Genomic DNA, 16,278 nt, shown 5'->3' on the forward strand with positions numbered 1-16,278 from the left:
GGCTGCCGTAAACCAGCCTAGAGGTTCGGGCCTGTTTTGTTCTCTGGTAGGGCAGAGCAGGCTCAGGGCTACTGAAAGCCCGCTCCGTACCGCTTTAGCGGTCGGAGTCGGGTAGTTTACATTGAGAGTTCACAAGCTGCTGCGAATCACAAACGAGTAGTTGCTGCCCGGTTCCAGCAGATAGTCGGATTTTTCCAGAAAGCGGCTCAAGGGCTCGCAAATCAAAGCTCGCCCCACAGAAGGCTCCACTCTGAGTTCTCCGGCCCGAAAGCGCCAGCAAAAGCGCCAAACCCAACCATTGGCATTGACTTCCCCCTCAATGGCACCCTCTTGCCAAGAGCGGCGGGTAATTTGGATGTGGGCAGTGGTCTGAGGCAGTCGGCTCATCCGGCATCTCCCGACGGGATCCCTTGTAGGGTAGCGCGTGGCTCCCTCGCTGCCGCCAGCAGGTCGAGTATGGCGAGTGAGGCAGCAGGAGCTCAACCCGCGGGGAGGGATCCCGTACACAGGGTCAGTTCTTTCGATCTTCTGAGAGCGGCTGCAACAAACCCCCCAGGGTAGGGGGGCTGTTTCCTGAGCTCCTGCTAATAGGAAAAGCTGGTCAGAGGCTAGCGAGCGGCAGTTGCAAGGGTCTTCGAGGATTTTTTCTCTGGCTTTTCAGCCGCAACCTCTGCTAACAAAGCTCGCAGGCTGGGAAAAAGGAAGTGGTTCTCCTCGACATATTGCGCGCCGAACAACCCCTTCTCCGCCCAAAAAAACCGATCAACGGTATGCTCATTTCGCCGCACCAAAATCAGCGCGGGGGGCTGAATAGACTTTTCCTGAATATACTTTCGAGCAGCGGTTACAGACTTCTCTTCACCACTGTCCAGATTAAATTGAGGAATGTGATCTAAAATTTTGCGCCCTTCCAGACGACGGCGACTCTTACGCTTTCTTCTCCTAACCAATGTAAGCCTCCTGTAGAAGGATGACCGAACAACCGCAACCGCAAAGAATATATCAGCGCTGCTTAAGAAAAGCAATAACCTTTACCCATTTTTGTTATCATCTTTTACAAAGGCAATAAAGACAGCAGTCGCCCTCAAAGCCCTTGAAGGGTTACTTATGGACGCGCCCAAAAAAATCTAATCGGGAACCTTTCTCCGAACAAAAAATCCTCCAACAATCGCCTGCAAAGAGAGCTGGCGATTGGGCGTTTGCTAGGTTGACTGCTGATATTGATAGGAAATCCACGGGCTCTGACACCTGCGAAGAAAGTCAGATGCCGATGTGGGAGATCCGCATCAAATCTGACCCCTAGCCTAACATTAACAAAAACGATACTCAACAGAACATATACCTAAGCTCAGCTTCAAGACAACCCCCTTTTGGCTGAAGTGCTAAGTCAATTGCCAATGCTGCAAGTCTGGAGCTGCTCAACCGAGGAGAGAAAGGGGCACTCCGGTGCCGGGCTACCGTTGAACAGCGCATGTAAGACTGTACAACCAACTTCTTGTTTCTACAAGAGATCCACTGCAGATCCCCAGCATGTCCACACAGCCCTTGCGCGAGTTCATCCTGGGAGCCCTGGAGTGAGGAGTTCTGGTACCGTAGGGATTGGATGGATCGCGCCTCAGGTGCCGGCAAGCTGGGATGAGCTTGATGGGCATTCAGGACTGCGTTGAACCGATTAGACGGAATTCAGGCATCTTGCTAGTCTGGCTTCAGGTTTGGCTGCACCTCAAGGGCTTAGGTCTATCTTGTCTGGGTTTGGGGAGTTTTGGGCATGATGAAATTCGCGTTGCTGATGGGTCTGGGACTCAGCTTGGGATCCCTGCCGGCTTGGGCACAGGGAGCAACCCCGTCGCCTGGCCCTGCTGCAACTGCTTCTCCGACTTCGGGGGGGGCTCCGGCCACAGCAACTCCTAGCCCTCTGGCATCTCCAGCCCTGACCCCAGAGCAAGTCACCGATGCCCAGGTGGAACAGTTGGTGCGGATTCTGTTGGAGTTGGATCCCCTGATCCGGGAAGCGAGCGCCCAACTGCGGGAAACCCAGAACGAGGAGGAGTACGAGCAAATTATGCAGCGCACAGAAACCCAAGCCAGCCGCATTGTCGAGGAGCAAGGGCTGACAGTGCTTCAATACCGCGAATTGATGACCTTGGCGAACGAAAATCCTGTTCTCAACCAGCGGGTTCGGGCCCGCTTGCAAGAAGTTTTGCAGGAAGGGGAAGCTTCCAACTCTCCAAAGCCGGCTACCCCGACGCCTACACCCTAGGCTGAGCTGGCTTGCCTTGGCCAAAGGCAGGGAGAACCCGAAGCAGCCGCAAGGTAAAGCAGGTGTGGCTGGCCCCGCTGTTGAGGTGAATGCTTCCTTGCAACAGGCTTACCCGCTGCTGCACAAGGGCCAACCCCAACCCTGTCCCCCCTTGCCGCCAGGGATCCACGCTGGGCACCCGATAGAACTTCTCGAATACCCGCTTTTGTTCTTCTGGAGGAATGGTTACGCCGGTGTTGAGGACTTGGATGTCCAGGTGGTCGGAATGGCAGGTGGCCTGAAGGCTGATCAGGTGCTCAGCAGGGGTGAATTTACATGCATTTTTCAGCAATTCCGCCAGCACCGACTTTAGCACTCCCGGCAGGGTAAAAATGGCAGGCAGTCCTGGAGGGATCCCAAGGCTGAAGCGCTGATGGCGGCTATGGGCCTCCTGAGCAAAGGGCTCCGCGATCTGGGGCAACCACTCTTGCAGCTCCAACCAGCAGGGCTGCTGTGAACCGTTCGCGTTAGCGGGACGGAGTCCCTTGAGCACCTCTAACTGCTGCAGTTCCAGCAGATCCTCGACCAGTTTGATCTCCCGCTCGCATTCGTTGTCCAACACCTTCAAGTACTGAGAGATCTTGGCCGGATCCGGGGATCGGGCAGCGCCCTGGGCAGGCAGCAGAACGGCGCTGAGCAGGTGGATGGCCATTTTCATGTTGGAAAGAAGGGTGCGCAGCTCGTGGGACACCGTGCTAAGGAAGTCATTTTTCAGGCGATCCAGCCGCTGCAATTCCTGTACCTGGCGCTCCAGTTGGGCGGTGCGGGCCTGTACCTTTTCTTCCAGGGTGCGGCTCAGTTCCTGAACCTGTTGGAGCAATTCCGCCTGCCGAATGGCGGTGGAGAGGTGAGCAGCCAGGGCCAAGATCAGATCCTGATTGGTGGCCAGCCAACCGGGACGTGCTGTTTTCAGTTGTAGGCACAGGCTGCCCCAAAGGGTGGGGTGGGTCGGGCTAGATTCGGGGTTTTCGCCACCGTAGAGCGGTACCAGCAGCCAACTGCCAGGATAGGCTTTGGCCATGGCAGAGATGTAGACCCAGTCTTTGGCTTGGTCGGCTGCCTCCAGCAACATCACTTTCCCCTGCTTCAGTTGCTGGGCAATGGGGCTTTCGGAATCGGGAATGAGACAGCCCAGGTAGCCATCCTGTTGAGTGCTGTACTCGGAGACAATACGCCAATGCTGTTGCTGAGGCTGATAGATGCTGATGCTTACCCGATCCGCCTCTAGCAAATGGCCTATCTCGCGGGTGACGGCAGCAAGGATTTGATCCAACTGCAAAGAAGTGGGAATGGCTCGGACGATGCGGTTCAGGGCTTGCTCGCGGGCCGCCTGTTGGCGTAGGTTCAACAAGTTCTGGCGGGCCTTGATCAGGTGTTGGATGCGCTGACGCATTATCGGCCAGTGAATGGGCTTGGTCATGTAGTCGCTGGCTCCGGCAGCAAAGGCTTTGTCTACGGAAGCTTGATCCTCGAGCGAGGTAATCATCAAGCAGGGCAGATTCGCATCCAAAGCCCGCAGGCGGCGACAACACTCGAACCCATCCGTGCCGGGCATGAGGGCGTCCAGCAGGGCAATTTGAGGCTGAGTTTGACCGAAGAGCAGCAAGGCTTGGTCGCCGTCTTCAGCCTCTGCCACTTGATAGCCTTCATGAACCAACAGGTGGGTCAAGTACCCGCGTATGCATGGGTCGTCATCGGCCAACAGTACTGTCGGCGAAGCATTTGTCAGCAGATGTCCAGGATTGGGGATGGGGGGAGATTGCACAAAATTCACTCCACAGAGTCGGCCATTCGCGACGGCGGTGCGAAGCACCAAGGCTTTCTTTGCACACAAAAGGGATCTCTAATCTGTCTCCAGCTTAATCTTTCGCGTTAGCGGTGCGGTTCCCGACGGGGTGCCGTAGGCATAGCACTTTCGCGCCCAGGCCGGGGATCCCTTGAACAGACCTATTTCCGTTAGGATTGACGAGGTGGTGTGAGAAGTTGCCATGACTGTTTCTGAGAACATTTCTGAGGAAATGACCCCACTACCAGATGGTACCTCAAGGCAGCTATCCAGAGTGCAGTCCACAGTGGTGATTGGGGCGGGGCCAACTGGATTGAGTGCCGCCTACGAGCTGAACAAGCAGGGCTACCCGGTAACGGTTTTGGAAGCGGATCCGGTGCAGGTAGGGGGGCTATCCCGCACTGTAACCTACCAAGGCTATCGCTTTGATATCGGTGGGCACCGCTTTTTCTCCAAGTCGGCGGAAATTGAGGCTCTGTGGACGGAGATTTTGGGCTCGGAAATGCAGGTTTGCCGTCGGCTTTCCCACATTTTTTACCGAGGTGTTTTCTTTGATTATCCAATTCGACCTACGGATGTTTTTGCCAAACTGGGGCCAGGGTTTACCACCCTCTGTCTGCTCAGTTACCTAAAGGCGCGCCTCTTTCCCAGGCCCAATCCTGTATCTTTTGAAGATTGGGTCATTAACCAATTTGGGGAACGGCTGTATCGCACTTTTTTTAAGACCTACACCGAGAAAGTGTGGGGGATCCCTTGTCACGAGATCAGCGCCGACTGGGCAGCCCAGCGGATCAAGGGTCTGTCGATGGCTTCTTTGATCCGTAAAACCTTTTTCCCCAACCGAGAGGGGGTGATCAAAACCCTGATCGATCGCTTTCGCTATCCTCGCCTAGGGCCAGGCCAGATGTGGGAGCGCGTTCAAACCTTGCTGGCAGAAGCCGGGCAGCCGGTACAACTGGATCGCAAGGTTACGGCAATCCACTGGAACCGGGCCGGAGTTCAAGCTGTACAAGCCTGTTCTCAAGGGGGAGAGACCTTTTGGGTGACCGGCGAGCAGTTCATTTCCACCATGCCGCTGCGCTCTCTGGTGCGGGCTTTGGTACCTGCAGCACCGGAGCCGGTGCGAGAGGCTGCCGAACAACTGCGGTATCGGGATTTTTTGACGGTGGCTTTGCTGGTGGATGAGCCCAACTTATTTCCAGATCACTGGATCTACATTCACGATCCCTCGGTGCGGGTGGGGCGTATCCAAAACTTCAAGAATTGGAGCGCGGACATGGTTCCGGATCCCTCGGTCACCTGCTTGGGTTTGGAGTATTTTTGCTCAGCGACGGATCCCTTTTGGGGACAAACCGATGGGGATTTGATGGCCTTGGCAACGCTGGAATTGCAGCGGTTGGGCCTGCTGGGGAAGGCAAAGGTTTTGGGCGGCACAGTCATTCGCGCCCCGAAAGCCTACCCGGTTTACAATCACGGCTATCAAGCTCACATCCAGACCATTCGAACCTTTTTGGAAGAAGCACTGCCCAATTTGCAGGTGGCAGGCCGCAACGGCATGCACCGCTACAATAACCAGGATCACGCCATGATGACGGGCCTCTTGGCCGCTCGCAACATTGTGGCATGGGAACGGCGCTACGATGGGTGGCGGGTCAACCAAGATGCTGAGTATCTGGAAGAGGAGGATTCGACAGCGGCCTTGGCGGGAGGACGGGCCGTGCCCCAGGTGCTGGGTCGCCGGAGTTAGCGGCGGAAGGGATCCTGCTTCGATCCAGCTTCGCCATCCAACACCTCTAGGATGGCCTTGGCAGCGCGAGCCAGAACGCCGGGTTCTCCCAGGGCCGCCCGCATCGCGACGTAGTCGGCTTGCAGTTGGGCTTGGCGTTCCGGCCGAGTTAGCAACTCCAGTGCCAGTTGGGCGATCTTCTCCGGCTGGGCCTGCTCCTGCAGCAACTCCGGCACAATGGGGCGCATCTGCACGAGGTTGGGCGGAGACATGAAGGGCACCGACACCCTCAGCCAATGGCGGGCGATCCAGAAGGTGATGGGGTTGAGGCGATAGATCACCACCTGGGGGATCCCCAAGATGGCCGTCTCCAAGTTCACCGTGCCCGACTTGGCCAACACCAAATCAGCCGCTGCCAAGGCGAGGTGATGAGCTTTGTGGGGGGAGAAGAAGGGCAGAGCTTGGGGATCCAAAAGGGTGAGGTTGAGCCCAAGGCGGCGGGCAGCCCGCGCAATCGGGGCAGCAAAACGGGGCGAGGCCAAGGGCACCCAAAACTGCGCCTGAGGCAGGTGAGCTTGCAGCAACTGGGCCGCCTTGAGCAAGACAGGCAGAACCGAGCGCAGCTCTTGCCGACGCGAAGCCGGCACCACCACCACCACCGTGGCTTCGGCAGGGATCCCCAACTGGGCTCTGGCGGCAGCACGGCTGGGCACAGCGGCCAAAATATCCAACAGGGGATGGCCCACATACTGGACATGGGCTCCTGCCGCCGCGTAGTAGCGGGCTTCCTCAGGGAAAATCGCCAACATCAGCCGCATCTGCTGGGCCAGTTGGTAGGTGAGGCGGGCATCCTGCGACCACACCCACTCTTGGGGAGCAATGTAATAGACGGCAGGGATCTGCCGCCGTTGCAGCAGACGGGCAATGCGGCTGTTGACGCCGATGTAGTCCACCAGCACGGCCACATCTGGCGGGTCTTGGGCTAAAAAGCGGCGAATCTTCCATTCCGTCCAGAGGGCGGGGCCGATAAAGGGAAGAGCCTCTAAAATGCCAACGGAGCTGATCTCGGTAGTGCGGTGCAATAAACGGGCCCCGGCAGCAGCCATGCGCTCTCCCCCGACCGCTGTGATGCGCAGTTGAGGGCGCTGGCGCAGCAATTCTTCAATCAGATGGCCGGCCTGCAGATCCCCTGAGACCTCGCCCGTGCAGATGAACAGGTGGCTCACCAGAGCTACACTCCCGACCCCAATCTTTAGTCATCCAGCTCTGAAGTGCTCTGCACCGGCGGATCTTCCCCCCTCCCGCGCAGGGCCGGCAGAGGGCCACGTCGTTGGGGCTGGGAGAGGGAGTCTTCCAAAAATTGCAGCAGATGTTGCAGGGATCCCGTCTCGTCCACCCACTCTTTCCCCTGCAGAGAAAGGATGTGGCGCTCTCCCTCCGCACCGCTGTTACAAACGACACACAGGCTGCTGCGCAGTGTTTGCAGCGCTTTTTCCAAAGGCAACCCTGAGCGGTACAAAAATCGGTAGACCTGCCGCAGCAAGGGCAGGGATCCCTCCATCCCTTGGGCTCGCCGCAGCCCCACCAAGTTCAGACCGCGGATGCGAGCCGGATGTCCTTCCACCAACATGTAGGGGGGAACGTCGCGGTCAACCCGGCTCATCGCCCCCACCATGGCCAAGCGCCCAATGCGGGTGAACTGGTGGATCCCGACCATGCCGCCAATGCGGGCTTGAGACTCGATGTGGATGTGGCCGGCCAAGGAAACAGCATTGGTAATCACCACCTGATTTTCGATGACGCAGTTGTGGGCGACATGGGTGTAGGCCATCAGCAGGTTGTAATCTCCAATCAGGGTGGCTTCCCCTTCATTGGTAGCCCGGTTGATGGTGACGAACTCGCGGATGCGATTGCCTCTGCCGATTACCACTTGAGAGGGGGCGCCGCTGTACTTCAGATCCTGAGGCTCGGTGCCCACAACTGCTCCCGGAAAAATGTGGTTGTCCTCGCCGATTTCCGTCCAGCCATCGATCACCACATGGGCTCCCACCACTGTATGGGCAGCGATACGAACATGCTCGCCGATCACCGCATAGGGGCCAACCTGCACCGTCTCGTGTAGCTCAGCTTTCGGATGGATCACCGCGGTGGGATGAATCCGCTCGCGTGAGCGGTGCGGCGCACTTGCAGAGGCGTTGGGAGTGGATCCCGCTGAAGCGAACGAACTCATTTCCGACCTAGCCAGCAACTGTGGTTACGCTCCCAACCCTGCGAAGGATCACCAAGACTTGACTCCAGGGGAGATGAGCCTTAGAGCTACGCCCCACTGTCGCGACAACATGTTTACCGTATCCCGACAGAAAGGCGCAAGCAGCCCCTGAGCCATCTTTCTATCCCAACACTTTATCTCAATTGCGAGAACACCCACACCGGAGCGCCTCCTGGATGGCCGCTGTTGGCCCATCAATCCACCAGGGAGAACATCAGCTCCCCCTCGGTTACCAGTTGCCCTCCCACCTGAGCGCGGCAGAACATCTTGCCAATGCGCCTCTGGCGAATGGTGAGCAAATCGGCGGAGAGCAGCAGCTGATCCCCCGGCAGTACCGGGCGGCGAAAGCGAACGCCATCGATCCCGGCAAACAGGGCCAAACGCCCGGCCACGTCCGGCAACTTGGTCAACACGATCCCCCCTATCTGGGCCATGGCCTCGACGATTAGGACGCCGGGCATGATGGGTCGGTTGGGGAAATGCCCTTGAAAAAAAGGCTCGTTGAAGGTGACGTTTTTCAGGCCCACCGCCCGTTGCCCCGGTTGATACTCCACAACCCGATCCACCAGCAAGAAAGGATAGCGATGGGGCAAGATCTCCAAAATCTGCTCCGTTGTGAAGACGGGGGGAGCGGTTGCCAATTGAGCGGCTGCTTCAGCCGAGAGAAGGGGAGGAGGAGAGACATCAGAGGACATGGTGAACCCACAGAGGCAGAGGACAAAACCAAATCCCGGACGGGGAGGACGGCAGGCCAGAACTCAGCCAAAAGAGCACCCAGGGATCTACGGAGAAGAGATCAAGAGATTCCAATAGAGCGGATCCCCCTGAAGAAAAGTGCTCGGCACCGCTGTCGCACCTGAGGATGGCAGGGTTGTGGCTGCGCAACCGGATCCCTTGCTCCCCCTCACTCTTCATGGATCAGCAGGGATCCACTCTTGAGCAACTGCTCGGCCAAACGGTGGTGCAGGGCATGGCCCGCCTTGTAGGCCACAATGTGCCCCTGCAGTCGGCAGCCCAGGAGGCTGAGATCTCCTAGTAAATCTATCAGCTTATGGCGCACCGGCTCATCTGGGTAGCGCAATGGCCCCAACCACTCGGTTTGGCTACAGACAATGGCATTTTCCAGGCTGCCCCCCTGGATTAGCCCCCGTTCCCGGGCCAGCTCCACATCCTGCTGGCGGGCGAAGGTGCGGGCCGGCGCAATGGACTGGACAAAATCCGGCCTGTTCTCCCTCCAGCTCAGCCACTGTTCTCCAATCGGGCAATCGGCAAAATCGATGCCATAGGTAAAGCGGGCTGTAGGATGGGGGAGAGCGCTGACAAAGGCTTCCCCCGCCCAGACAGTGACCGGTTCTTGGATCACCCCCAGCAGGGCTGGCTGATCTTGGGCCTGGATCCCGGCCTGGGCAATGGCCTCTACAAAGGGCAGGGCAGAGCCATCCAGAATCGGCAGCTCCGGCCCCTCCACCTCGATGCGGCAGTTGTCAATGCCCAGGATGTAAAGGGCGGCCAGCAGGTGTTCCACCGTCTGCACTTGAACAGAGGGGGATCCCTGCTGCAACAGGGTGCAGAGATGGGCAGGGGCCAGGGATCCCAACCGAGCCGGGATCTCAGGGGATCCCGGTTGATCCACCCGCACAAAAACCCGACCGCTGCCGGCAGGAGCTGGATGCAGACTGCAGCCAATTGGCAGGCCGGTGTGCAGGCCAACGCCTTCTAGGGCAATAGAGCTGGCTAAGGTGTGTTGCCGGCCTCTCATCGTGCTCCGCAGCGCTAGTGCAAACGCTCTTGGCCCTGGTCGAAAACGCGGTAATACAGCTCCCGATAGCCCACGCGCAGGTTGCTGCTGGCATCTGCCAACTTGGCTTTGTGGCTGCGGGTGCCGTAGGCGCTGAACACCTCGTAGGTATCTCCCTCAAAGAAAAAGGAAGAGACATCGGACACCTCTTCGCCCCCCAGCAACTGCCAGCGCCCCTGGCGAAACTGCAGCCGGTAGTGGGCTTTATCCAAGCTGCCGGAAGGACGGTCGATCATGGCGTCGATGCTGCCCTCGTAGAACGGCTCGGCACCACCATTGGGGATGGATATGTCCACAGGCCACACGTCCACAGCGATATCTCGGTAGCGGCAGTTGGGCCGGTTGCACAGGCGAATCGAGCGCATGACCTCGGCAATGGCTTCCAGCCGCTGCCGCGCCTCGGCCAGAGAAAACCGCTCTGAGTCGCTATCGCGAACGAGCTGGGGCGATACCTGAGCCGGCCCTGCCAGCGATGAAGGGGCAGCCAGCGCCGGGGATCCCCAGCAGCATCCCACCAACACCAGACAAATCAAGCTCAGCCAACAACGGTATGCGGATCCCATGGATGCAATCTATGACAAAATCAAGCTCCTCTTCTCTACTCTAGGCACTCTGGGGGATCCCAACCTGATGCCGATATTACCCCACTCTGGCCCTGAACAACTGGCGCAGGTACGGCTTGTATTGGTGCAGCCGGCTGGGCCGCGCAACCTCGGCGCCATTGCCCGCGTGATGAAAAACATGGGCTTCAGGCAGTGGGTGCTGGTGGATCCCCAATGCGATCCCCTCGATATGGAAGCGATCACCACAGCCGTGCATGGGGCAGACCTGCTCCATCAAGCCCGGAAGGTGCAAACTTTGCCCGAAGCCCTGCAAGGGTGTGTGCAGGTTTTCGGGACAACGGGGCGCAGCCAAACCTACCCACCCGAATGGCAAATTCAGTCCCCCCGCCAAGCCTTTCCCGCTCTGCTGGCCGCCGGCCCTGCCGCCCTCGTGTTTGGCCCCGAAGATCGCGGCTTGAGCAACGAGGAGCTGGCCCTTTGCCATCGCCAGATCCAGATCCCCACCGATGCGACCTATCCCTCTTTAAACTTGGCCCAAGCCGTGGCCATTTGTTGCTATGAGCTGTACACCCTCGTCTGCCAGAGCCCTTCCCCTGCTCCTCCTATGCCCTCGCCTCAAAGGCTTGCCCCCTTCGAGCTGCTGGAGGGATTTTTCGACCACTTAGAAGCGCTGTTGCTGCAAATTGGCTACCTGCACCCCCACACAGCCCGCCGCAAAATGCTCAAGTTTCGCGCCCTGTTCCAGCGAGCCGGCCTGACCGTAGCCGAGGTGGCCTTGTTGCGCGGGATCCTGCGGCAACTGCAATGGAGCCAGGGATGCTCTCATCAGGAACCTCTGGAAGCAAATGCAGCTCCCGTCCCGCCGACGCAACCAGATTCCAGCAGGACCCCATCTTGACCCCAAGGCTGGGCCTCCAGCCCCGCCCTACCGCTACCGGAAGCAAGCTAGAAGGGCGGCTTCCTGCTTTCAGGCGGCGCGGAGCGCTTGTCAAGAATCTTGAGGCTTTGGCCGTGGGAGAATATCGGAGAATATCAATGCTAGAGCTTAAGGGTGGCGCGGGGATCGTAGGATTGAACCCGCTGCAGCCTTTCGTAAAGTTCTCGCTCTTCTTCGGAGATCTGGGTGGGCAAATGGATCTGCACCACCACGTAAAAATCCCCCCGTTCTCCGTTGCCTTTGGGAAATCCCCTTTCCGCCAGCCGCAACTTTCGCCCCGGCTGCATGCCAGGTGGGATCCGCAGCTTCACCACCCCATCCAAGGTGGGCACCTCCACCTGGGCGCCCAAAACCGCTTCGCTGGGGCTGATGGGCAGATCGCAGTAAACGTCGAATCCCTCTAGGCGATAGAAGGGGTGGTCTTTCAGCTCAATTTTAAGGTACAGATCACCGGCACCGCCGTTGGGGTTGGGGTGGCCTTGGCCGCGCAGGCGAATCCGCTTCCCTGGCGTAATTCCCGGCGGGATGTTTACCTCGAGCACGCGATCCCCGCCCACCCGCAGGCGACGCTTGCCCCCCTCAAAAGCTTCTGGAATGCTGATCTGGATGGTGGCCTCAGCATCGTAACTGGTGTTGCCAGTGGATCCCGAAAATCCGCTGCTGCGGTCTGTGGTTTGGCTGCGCACCCGGCCCAGCAGTTGATCGATGAAGTCTTGAAAATCATCAAATTGGCTGAAATCGACGCCACTCCCCCCAAATCCGCTCCCCCCAAAGTCTTGGCTGAAGGGGCTGCTGCTGTAGGTGTAGGCATCGCGGCTGGAGCGAAACCCGCCCTGCTGATAGTATTGGCCAAATTGGTCGTATTGCCTGCGCTTGCTGGGATCCGAGAGAACTTCGTAGGCTTCGTTAATGTCTTTGAACTTCTCTTCGGCAGTTTTGTCATTTGGGTTGACATCTGGGTGATACTTGCGGGCTAGGCGCCGATAGGCTTGCTTCACCTCATCGGCAGTGGCCGTTTTGCTGACCCCCAAAATCTTGTAGTAGTCCTTAAAGTTTTGCATGGAGGCGTCCGCAGGCAAATCGCTGAGAGTGGGCAGAAAACCACGAGGCTAGGCGTCCCCGGCAAGGGCTCCTTCCCTCCGACCTACTGAAGAAAATGAGGAGGCGGGCTAGACGCCATCGCCCATCCCGTCCCTCCTCATTATCGGCGCTACAAGTAAGGGCGGGATCCGCCCTGGGCCCGCGGCCCACGGAGGGATCCCTGAGCAGTCACTTGCTCTCGGTGAAGTCGGCATCGATCACATCATCGCTGCCGCCGGAGGTTTTCCCTGAGCCGGGAGTGGGGCCAGAGGAGGCCCCCGGCTGTTGATACAGCTCGCTGCTCATGGCGTAGAGAGCCTCTTGCAGCTCCCGCTCTTTGCTCTGGATGGCGCTGTCGTCCTCCCGCTGGATGGCCTCCCGCAGTTCTCGCACCAGAGTCTCGATTTGGCTGCGTTTGCTGGAGGAGATCTTGTCGCCCAACTCCTTCAACTGCCGCTCGGCTTGGTAGGCCAGCGAGTCGGCCTTGTTGCGGCGCTCAATTTTCTCCCGGCGGGCCCGGTCTTCGGCAGCGTATTTTTCTGCCTCAGCAATCATGCGCTCCACCTCTTTGCTATCCAAAGTAGAGGCGCCGGTGATGGAGATGCTCTGCTCTTTGCCGCTGCCTTTGTCTTTGGCCGTCACCTTGAGGATGCCGTTGGCGTCGATGTCGAAGGTGACCTCGATCTGCGGCACACCGCGGGGGGCCGGCGGGATCCCGTCCAGCTTGAAGCGGCCCAGAGATTTGTTGTCGCGGGCCAGCTCCCGCTCCCCTTGCACCACGTGGATTTCCACAGAGGTCTGCCCATCTTCGGCAGTGGAGAAGATCTCCGACTTGCGGGTGGGGATGGTGGTGTTGCGCGGGATGAGCTTGGTGGCCACGCCGCCCAAGGTTTCCACCCCCAAGGACAAGGGGGTGACATCCAGCAGCAGCACGTCTTTGACTTCGCCCGCCAGCACGCCAGCCTGAATGGCTGCCCCAACCGCCACCACCTCATCGGGGTTGACACTTTGGTTGGGTTCTTTGCCCAGCAGCTCCCTCACCAGCCGCTGCACCGCCGGAATGCGGGTGGATCCCCCCACCAGCACCACTTCGTTGATGTCGGCTTTGGTGAGCTTGGCATCCCGCAGGGCTTGTTCCACCGGCCCCTTGCAGCGCTCCAGCAGGTCGGCACAGAGGTGTTCAAATTGAGCGCGGGAGAGCTTCAGCTCCAGGTGTTTGGGCCCATCGGCAGTGGCAGTGATGAAGGGCAGGTTGATGGTGGTTTCGGAAACGCTGGACAGCTCGATCTTGGCTTTTTCCGCAGCTTCCGTTAGCCGTTGCAGCGCCTGCCGGTCTTGCCGCAGGTCGATCCCTTCCATTTGCTTAAACTGCTCGGCCATCCAATCGACGATCTTCTTGTCGAAGTCGTCGCCCCCCAACTGCGTGTCGCCGCTGGTGGATTTCACCTCGAAAACGCCATCCCCCACTTCCAAGATGGACACATCGAAAGTGCCACCGCCCAGGTCGAAGACGAGGATGGTCTCGTTGTTGCGCTTGTCCAAGCCGTAGGCCAAAGAGGCTGCTGTCGGCTCGTTGATGATGCGCAGCACTTCCAAACCGGCAATGCGGCCCGCATCTTTGGTGGCCTGCCGCTGCGAGTCATTAAAGTAAGCAGGAACCGTGATCACCGCTTGGGTGACCGGCTGGCCCAGGTAGCGGCTGGCATCATCCGCTAGCTTGCGCAGCACCATGGCCGAAATCTCTTCCGGCGCAAATTCCTTGTTCAGGCGGGGTGCGTACAGTTTGACATTGCCCCGCTCGTCCCGCCGCACCTGGTAGGAGACCCGCTTGGAATCGGCATTCAGCTCATCGTACCTACGACCGATGAACCGCTTAACCGAGTAAAACGTGTTTTCGGGGTTGAGCACCGCTTGGCGGCGGGCCATTTGGCCCACCAGGCGCTCTCCATCTTTGGTGAAGGCGACCACCGAGGGTGTGGTGCGAGTACCCTCAGCATTGGCGATGACGGTGGGGACACCCCCCTCCATTACGGCGACAACCGAGTTGGTTGTGCCCAGGTCAATTCCTACAACTTTTCCCATCGGCTCCTTATTCTCCTCTTCTTGAGTACATTGCTTCGGTTACCGCCGCCAGCCTGTGTGAAGTAGCTTGGGCAGCCAATCTGTGAAAATCCGGCAGATGCTTGGTCACTTCCTGGGTCGATCCTAACCAGCTGGTTGGCGAGGCCAGGGCGAGAATGCCGCCCATTTCTCGGGGCTGAAGGGCAGACCGGTTACGGATCTCCGTACCTGCAGCAGCCTTGCTTTCGGTGCCGCTTGGGGTATGGCCTGGGTTGGCAGCTATTGGCAACTCTTGGGGGACTGCTGCCAGGCTAGCTCTGGATAAGCTGCAGCGCCTCCAGGCCGCGGTTCACAACGGTTGCGGCCAGGGGCAGGTAGCCCATCTCCTCGGCCAGGGCTTGTCCTTCGGTAAGGGCCCAGCGGAGCACAGCTTGCAGGGCGGCGGCCATGGCGGGATCCGAGTACCGGCGGTAGGTCAGGATCCAGGTGTAGGTGACGATGGGATACGCTCCAGGGCCAGCGGGATCCGGCACAAAAGCCCGCAGGTTTTCCGGCAGCTCAATTTCGCTCAAGGCCAGGGCCGAGGCTTCCGGGGAGGGGAGAATGAACTCGCCGCGGCGGTTCTCCAGAGCTGCCACCGACAGATCCAGCTCGCAGGCATAGACCGACTCCACGTAGCCGATCACCCCTTCGCTGAGGAGCATTTGGGCGCTCATGCCCTCGTTGCCCTTTACCCCAATGCCCACCGGCCACTCTAGCGACATGCCAACACCGATTTCTGAGGCCCAAGCCGGATCGATGGCCGCCAGGTGGCGGGTAAAGGTATCGGTGGTGCCGCTGCCATCGGAGCGGTAGCAGACGGTGATGGGCAGATCGGGAATGGTTAGCTCCGGGTTCAGGGCCAGGATCTCCGGATCCCGCCACTGGTCGATTTGGCCGCGAAAGATCTTCACCAAAACGGGTCGAGACAGCTTGAGTCCAGAAGGGATCCCCGGCAGGTTGTAGCCTACGGCAATGCTGCCTGCGGTCATCGGGATCATGACCACACCCCGCTTCACCTCGGCGATCTCGGCGTCGGTCATGGCCACGTCGCTGGCGGCAAAGTCCACTGTCTGGTCAATAAATTGCCGGATCCCAGCGGCGCTGCCCACCGGTTGGAAATTGATCTCCACCTTGGGATCCACCTGGCGGTAATCGGAAAACCAGCGCAAGTAAAGAGGAGCCGGAAAGGTGGACCCGGCTCCGTTGATCAGCAAAACTTTGTCGGAGGACTGGCTGCCGGAGGCAGGAACGGGATCCCTGCCGCTGGGTTGGTCAGAACGGGATCCCCTTTGGCAGGCGCTCAAGGTAGCGCCGGTGGCCAATAAAGAAAGCAACACTTCTCGGCGACGGAAGCGGGGCAGTTGAGCCATGGTTCAGGTTCTCCGAGGTCACCGCCCCGATCCTTGTCTTGCCTGCGGGGCCCTGTCAAGGGTTGCCGGCGAGAGCTCTTGGGATCCCCTGCGTAGGTCCACTTGCCCCAGGTGGCTGTCTTTTCCCTCTGCGCCATCCCCGTATTCCTCGCTACGCTTCCCAGCAAAACTCAGGATCCGACCCAAGCTCAGAAAGGAGAGATGGAAAACGGAGAATTCAAGAGAAAAACAAAGAAAAACAGCGCAAACAAGAGATTGAGCGAGCTGAGTTCTGCGGCAGTTGCACAGAGATCCTCAAGCCAAAGCCTTGTCTGGCAAGGCTTAGCGGTTTTTGGGCCTGAGTCCCC

At 59.0% G+C, this 16,278-nt stretch carries 15 protein-coding genes; 3 read left to right on the forward strand and 12 right to left on the reverse strand.

Annotated elements, in window-relative coordinates; genetic code table 11:
* Positions 1 to 129: 129 nt before the first annotated feature.
* Together ACVWXF_RS10440 and ACVWXF_RS10445 are read right to left on the reverse strand one after the other, a co-directional pair.
* Positions 130 to 387 (reverse strand): DUF3146 family protein, encoded by a 258-nt coding sequence (locus tag ACVWXF_RS10440; RefSeq protein WP_414329773.1) that lies wholly within the window; start codon positions 385 to 387, stop codon positions 130 to 132.
* 221 nt (positions 388 to 608) lie between these two features.
* Positions 609 to 950, reverse strand: a complete 342-nt coding sequence (locus ACVWXF_RS10445; RefSeq protein ID WP_049749658.1) for a DUF3155 domain-containing protein — start codon at positions 948 to 950, stop codon at positions 609 to 611.
* 818 nt (positions 951 to 1,768) lie between these two features.
* Here ACVWXF_RS10445 and ACVWXF_RS10450 point away from each other — a divergent pair.
* Positions 1,769 to 2,260, forward strand: coding sequence for a DUF4168 domain-containing protein (locus tag ACVWXF_RS10450; RefSeq protein ID WP_457474349.1), 492 nt, complete (start codon positions 1,769 to 1,771; stop codon positions 2,258 to 2,260).
* Here ACVWXF_RS10450 and ACVWXF_RS10455 read toward each other — a convergent pair.
* The gene (locus ACVWXF_RS10455; RefSeq protein ID WP_457474360.1) at positions 2,250 to 4,112 is read right to left on the reverse strand and encodes a response regulator; all 1,863 of its coding nucleotides are present in this window, start codon (positions 4,110 to 4,112) and stop codon (positions 2,250 to 2,252) included. The genes ACVWXF_RS10450 and ACVWXF_RS10455 overlap by 11 nt on opposite strands.
* A gap of 247 nt (positions 4,113 to 4,359) precedes the next feature.
* Between ACVWXF_RS10455 and ACVWXF_RS10460 the strand changes: the two genes are divergently transcribed.
* Positions 4,360 to 5,832, forward strand: a complete 1,473-nt coding sequence (locus ACVWXF_RS10460; protein ID WP_457474350.1) for an NAD(P)/FAD-dependent oxidoreductase — start codon at positions 4,360 to 4,362, stop codon at positions 5,830 to 5,832.
* Here ACVWXF_RS10460 and lpxB read toward each other — a convergent pair.
* From lpxB to ACVWXF_RS10490, 6 genes are all read right to left on the reverse strand, one after another.
* Positions 5,829 to 7,037 (reverse strand): lipid-A-disaccharide synthase, encoded by a 1,209-nt coding sequence (gene lpxB / locus ACVWXF_RS10465; RefSeq protein ID WP_457474351.1) that lies wholly within the window; start codon positions 7,035 to 7,037, stop codon positions 5,829 to 5,831. The two genes, ACVWXF_RS10460 and lpxB, sit on opposite strands and share 4 nt — an antisense overlap.
* A 26-nt stretch (positions 7,038 to 7,063) precedes the next feature.
* The gene (gene lpxA, locus ACVWXF_RS10470; protein ID WP_457474352.1) at positions 7,064 to 8,041 is read right to left on the reverse strand and encodes an acyl-ACP--UDP-N-acetylglucosamine O-acyltransferase; all 978 of its coding nucleotides are present in this window, start codon (positions 8,039 to 8,041) and stop codon (positions 7,064 to 7,066) included.
* A gap of 233 nt (positions 8,042 to 8,274) precedes the next feature.
* Positions 8,275 to 8,775 (reverse strand): 3-hydroxyacyl-ACP dehydratase FabZ, encoded by a 501-nt coding sequence (gene fabZ / locus ACVWXF_RS10475; protein ID WP_011434327.1) that lies wholly within the window; start codon positions 8,773 to 8,775, stop codon positions 8,275 to 8,277.
* Positions 8,765 to 8,995, reverse strand: a complete 231-nt coding sequence (locus ACVWXF_RS10480) for a hypothetical protein (protein WP_457474353.1) — start codon at positions 8,993 to 8,995, stop codon at positions 8,765 to 8,767. The genes fabZ and ACVWXF_RS10480 overlap by 11 nt, the downstream gene beginning before the upstream one ends.
* Positions 8,985 to 9,839 carry a UDP-3-O-acyl-N-acetylglucosamine deacetylase gene (gene lpxC / locus ACVWXF_RS10485; RefSeq protein WP_011434326.1) on the reverse strand — a complete coding sequence of 285 codons (855 nt, stop codon included), beginning with the start codon at positions 9,837 to 9,839 and terminating at the stop codon, positions 8,985 to 8,987. The genes ACVWXF_RS10480 and lpxC overlap by 11 nt, the downstream gene beginning before the upstream one ends.
* A gap of 14 nt (positions 9,840 to 9,853) precedes the next feature.
* On the reverse strand, positions 9,854 to 10,441 hold the full coding sequence (locus ACVWXF_RS10490) for a hypothetical protein (protein ID WP_414422127.1): 588 nt from the start codon (positions 10,439 to 10,441) through the stop codon (positions 9,854 to 9,856).
* A gap of 67 nt (positions 10,442 to 10,508) precedes the next feature.
* Between ACVWXF_RS10490 and ACVWXF_RS10495 the strand changes: the two genes are divergently transcribed.
* Complete coding sequence (locus tag ACVWXF_RS10495) at positions 10,509 to 11,339, forward strand: RNA methyltransferase (RefSeq protein ID WP_457474361.1); 831 nt, start codon at positions 10,509 to 10,511, stop codon at positions 11,337 to 11,339.
* Between the two features lie 140 nt (positions 11,340 to 11,479).
* Here the strand turns inward: ACVWXF_RS10495 and ACVWXF_RS10500 are convergent, their stop codons facing one another.
* From ACVWXF_RS10500 to pstS, 3 genes are all read right to left on the reverse strand, one after another.
* Complete coding sequence (locus ACVWXF_RS10500; protein ID WP_457443578.1) at positions 11,480 to 12,439, reverse strand: DnaJ C-terminal domain-containing protein; 960 nt, start codon at positions 12,437 to 12,439, stop codon at positions 11,480 to 11,482.
* Between the two features lie 208 nt (positions 12,440 to 12,647).
* Positions 12,648 to 14,540, reverse strand: a complete 1,893-nt coding sequence (gene dnaK, locus ACVWXF_RS10505; protein WP_414329477.1) for a molecular chaperone DnaK — start codon at positions 14,538 to 14,540, stop codon at positions 12,648 to 12,650.
* Between the two features lie 290 nt (positions 14,541 to 14,830).
* The gene (gene pstS / locus ACVWXF_RS10510) at positions 14,831 to 15,931 is read right to left on the reverse strand and encodes a phosphate ABC transporter substrate-binding protein PstS (RefSeq protein WP_457474354.1); all 1,101 of its coding nucleotides are present in this window, start codon (positions 15,929 to 15,931) and stop codon (positions 14,831 to 14,833) included.
* Positions 15,932 to 16,278 lie beyond the last annotated feature (347 nt).

This window comes from Thermostichus sp. MS-CIW-40 (assembly GCF_054058315.1).

Excerpts from the sequence above, each read along its gene's own strand:
- ACVWXF_RS10480 (WP_457474353.1), bottom strand. The coding sequence starts at position 8,995 with ATGAAGAGTGAGGGGGAGCAAGGGATCCGGTTGCGCAGCCACAACCCT.
- ACVWXF_RS10440 (WP_414329773.1), bottom strand. The coding sequence starts at position 387 with ATGAGCCGACTGCCTCAGACCACTGCCCACATCCAAATTACCCGCCGC.
- ACVWXF_RS10500 (WP_457443578.1), bottom strand. The coding sequence starts at position 12,439 with ATGCAAAACTTTAAGGACTACTACAAGATTTTGGGGGTCAGCAAAACG.
- lpxC (WP_011434326.1), bottom strand. The coding sequence starts at position 9,839 with ATGAGAGGCCGGCAACACACCTTAGCCAGCTCTATTGCCCTAGAAGGC.
- ACVWXF_RS10490 (WP_414422127.1), bottom strand. The coding sequence starts at position 10,441 with ATGGGATCCGCATACCGTTGTTGGCTGAGCTTGATTTGTCTGGTGTTG.
- dnaK (WP_414329477.1), bottom strand. The coding sequence starts at position 14,540 with ATGGGAAAAGTTGTAGGAATTGACCTGGGCACAACCAACTCGGTTGTC.
- pstS (WP_457474354.1), bottom strand. The coding sequence starts at position 15,931 with ATGGCTCAACTGCCCCGCTTCCGTCGCCGAGAAGTGTTGCTTTCTTTA.
- ACVWXF_RS10450 (WP_457474349.1), top strand. The coding sequence starts at position 1,769 with ATGATGAAATTCGCGTTGCTGATGGGTCTGGGACTCAGCTTGGGATCC.
- ACVWXF_RS10495 (WP_457474361.1), top strand. The coding sequence starts at position 10,509 with ATGCCGATATTACCCCACTCTGGCCCTGAACAACTGGCGCAGGTACGG.
- lpxA (WP_457474352.1), bottom strand. The coding sequence starts at position 8,041 with ATGAGTTCGTTCGCTTCAGCGGGATCCACTCCCAACGCCTCTGCAAGT.
- fabZ (WP_011434327.1), bottom strand. The coding sequence starts at position 8,775 with ATGTCCTCTGATGTCTCTCCTCCTCCCCTTCTCTCGGCTGAAGCAGCC.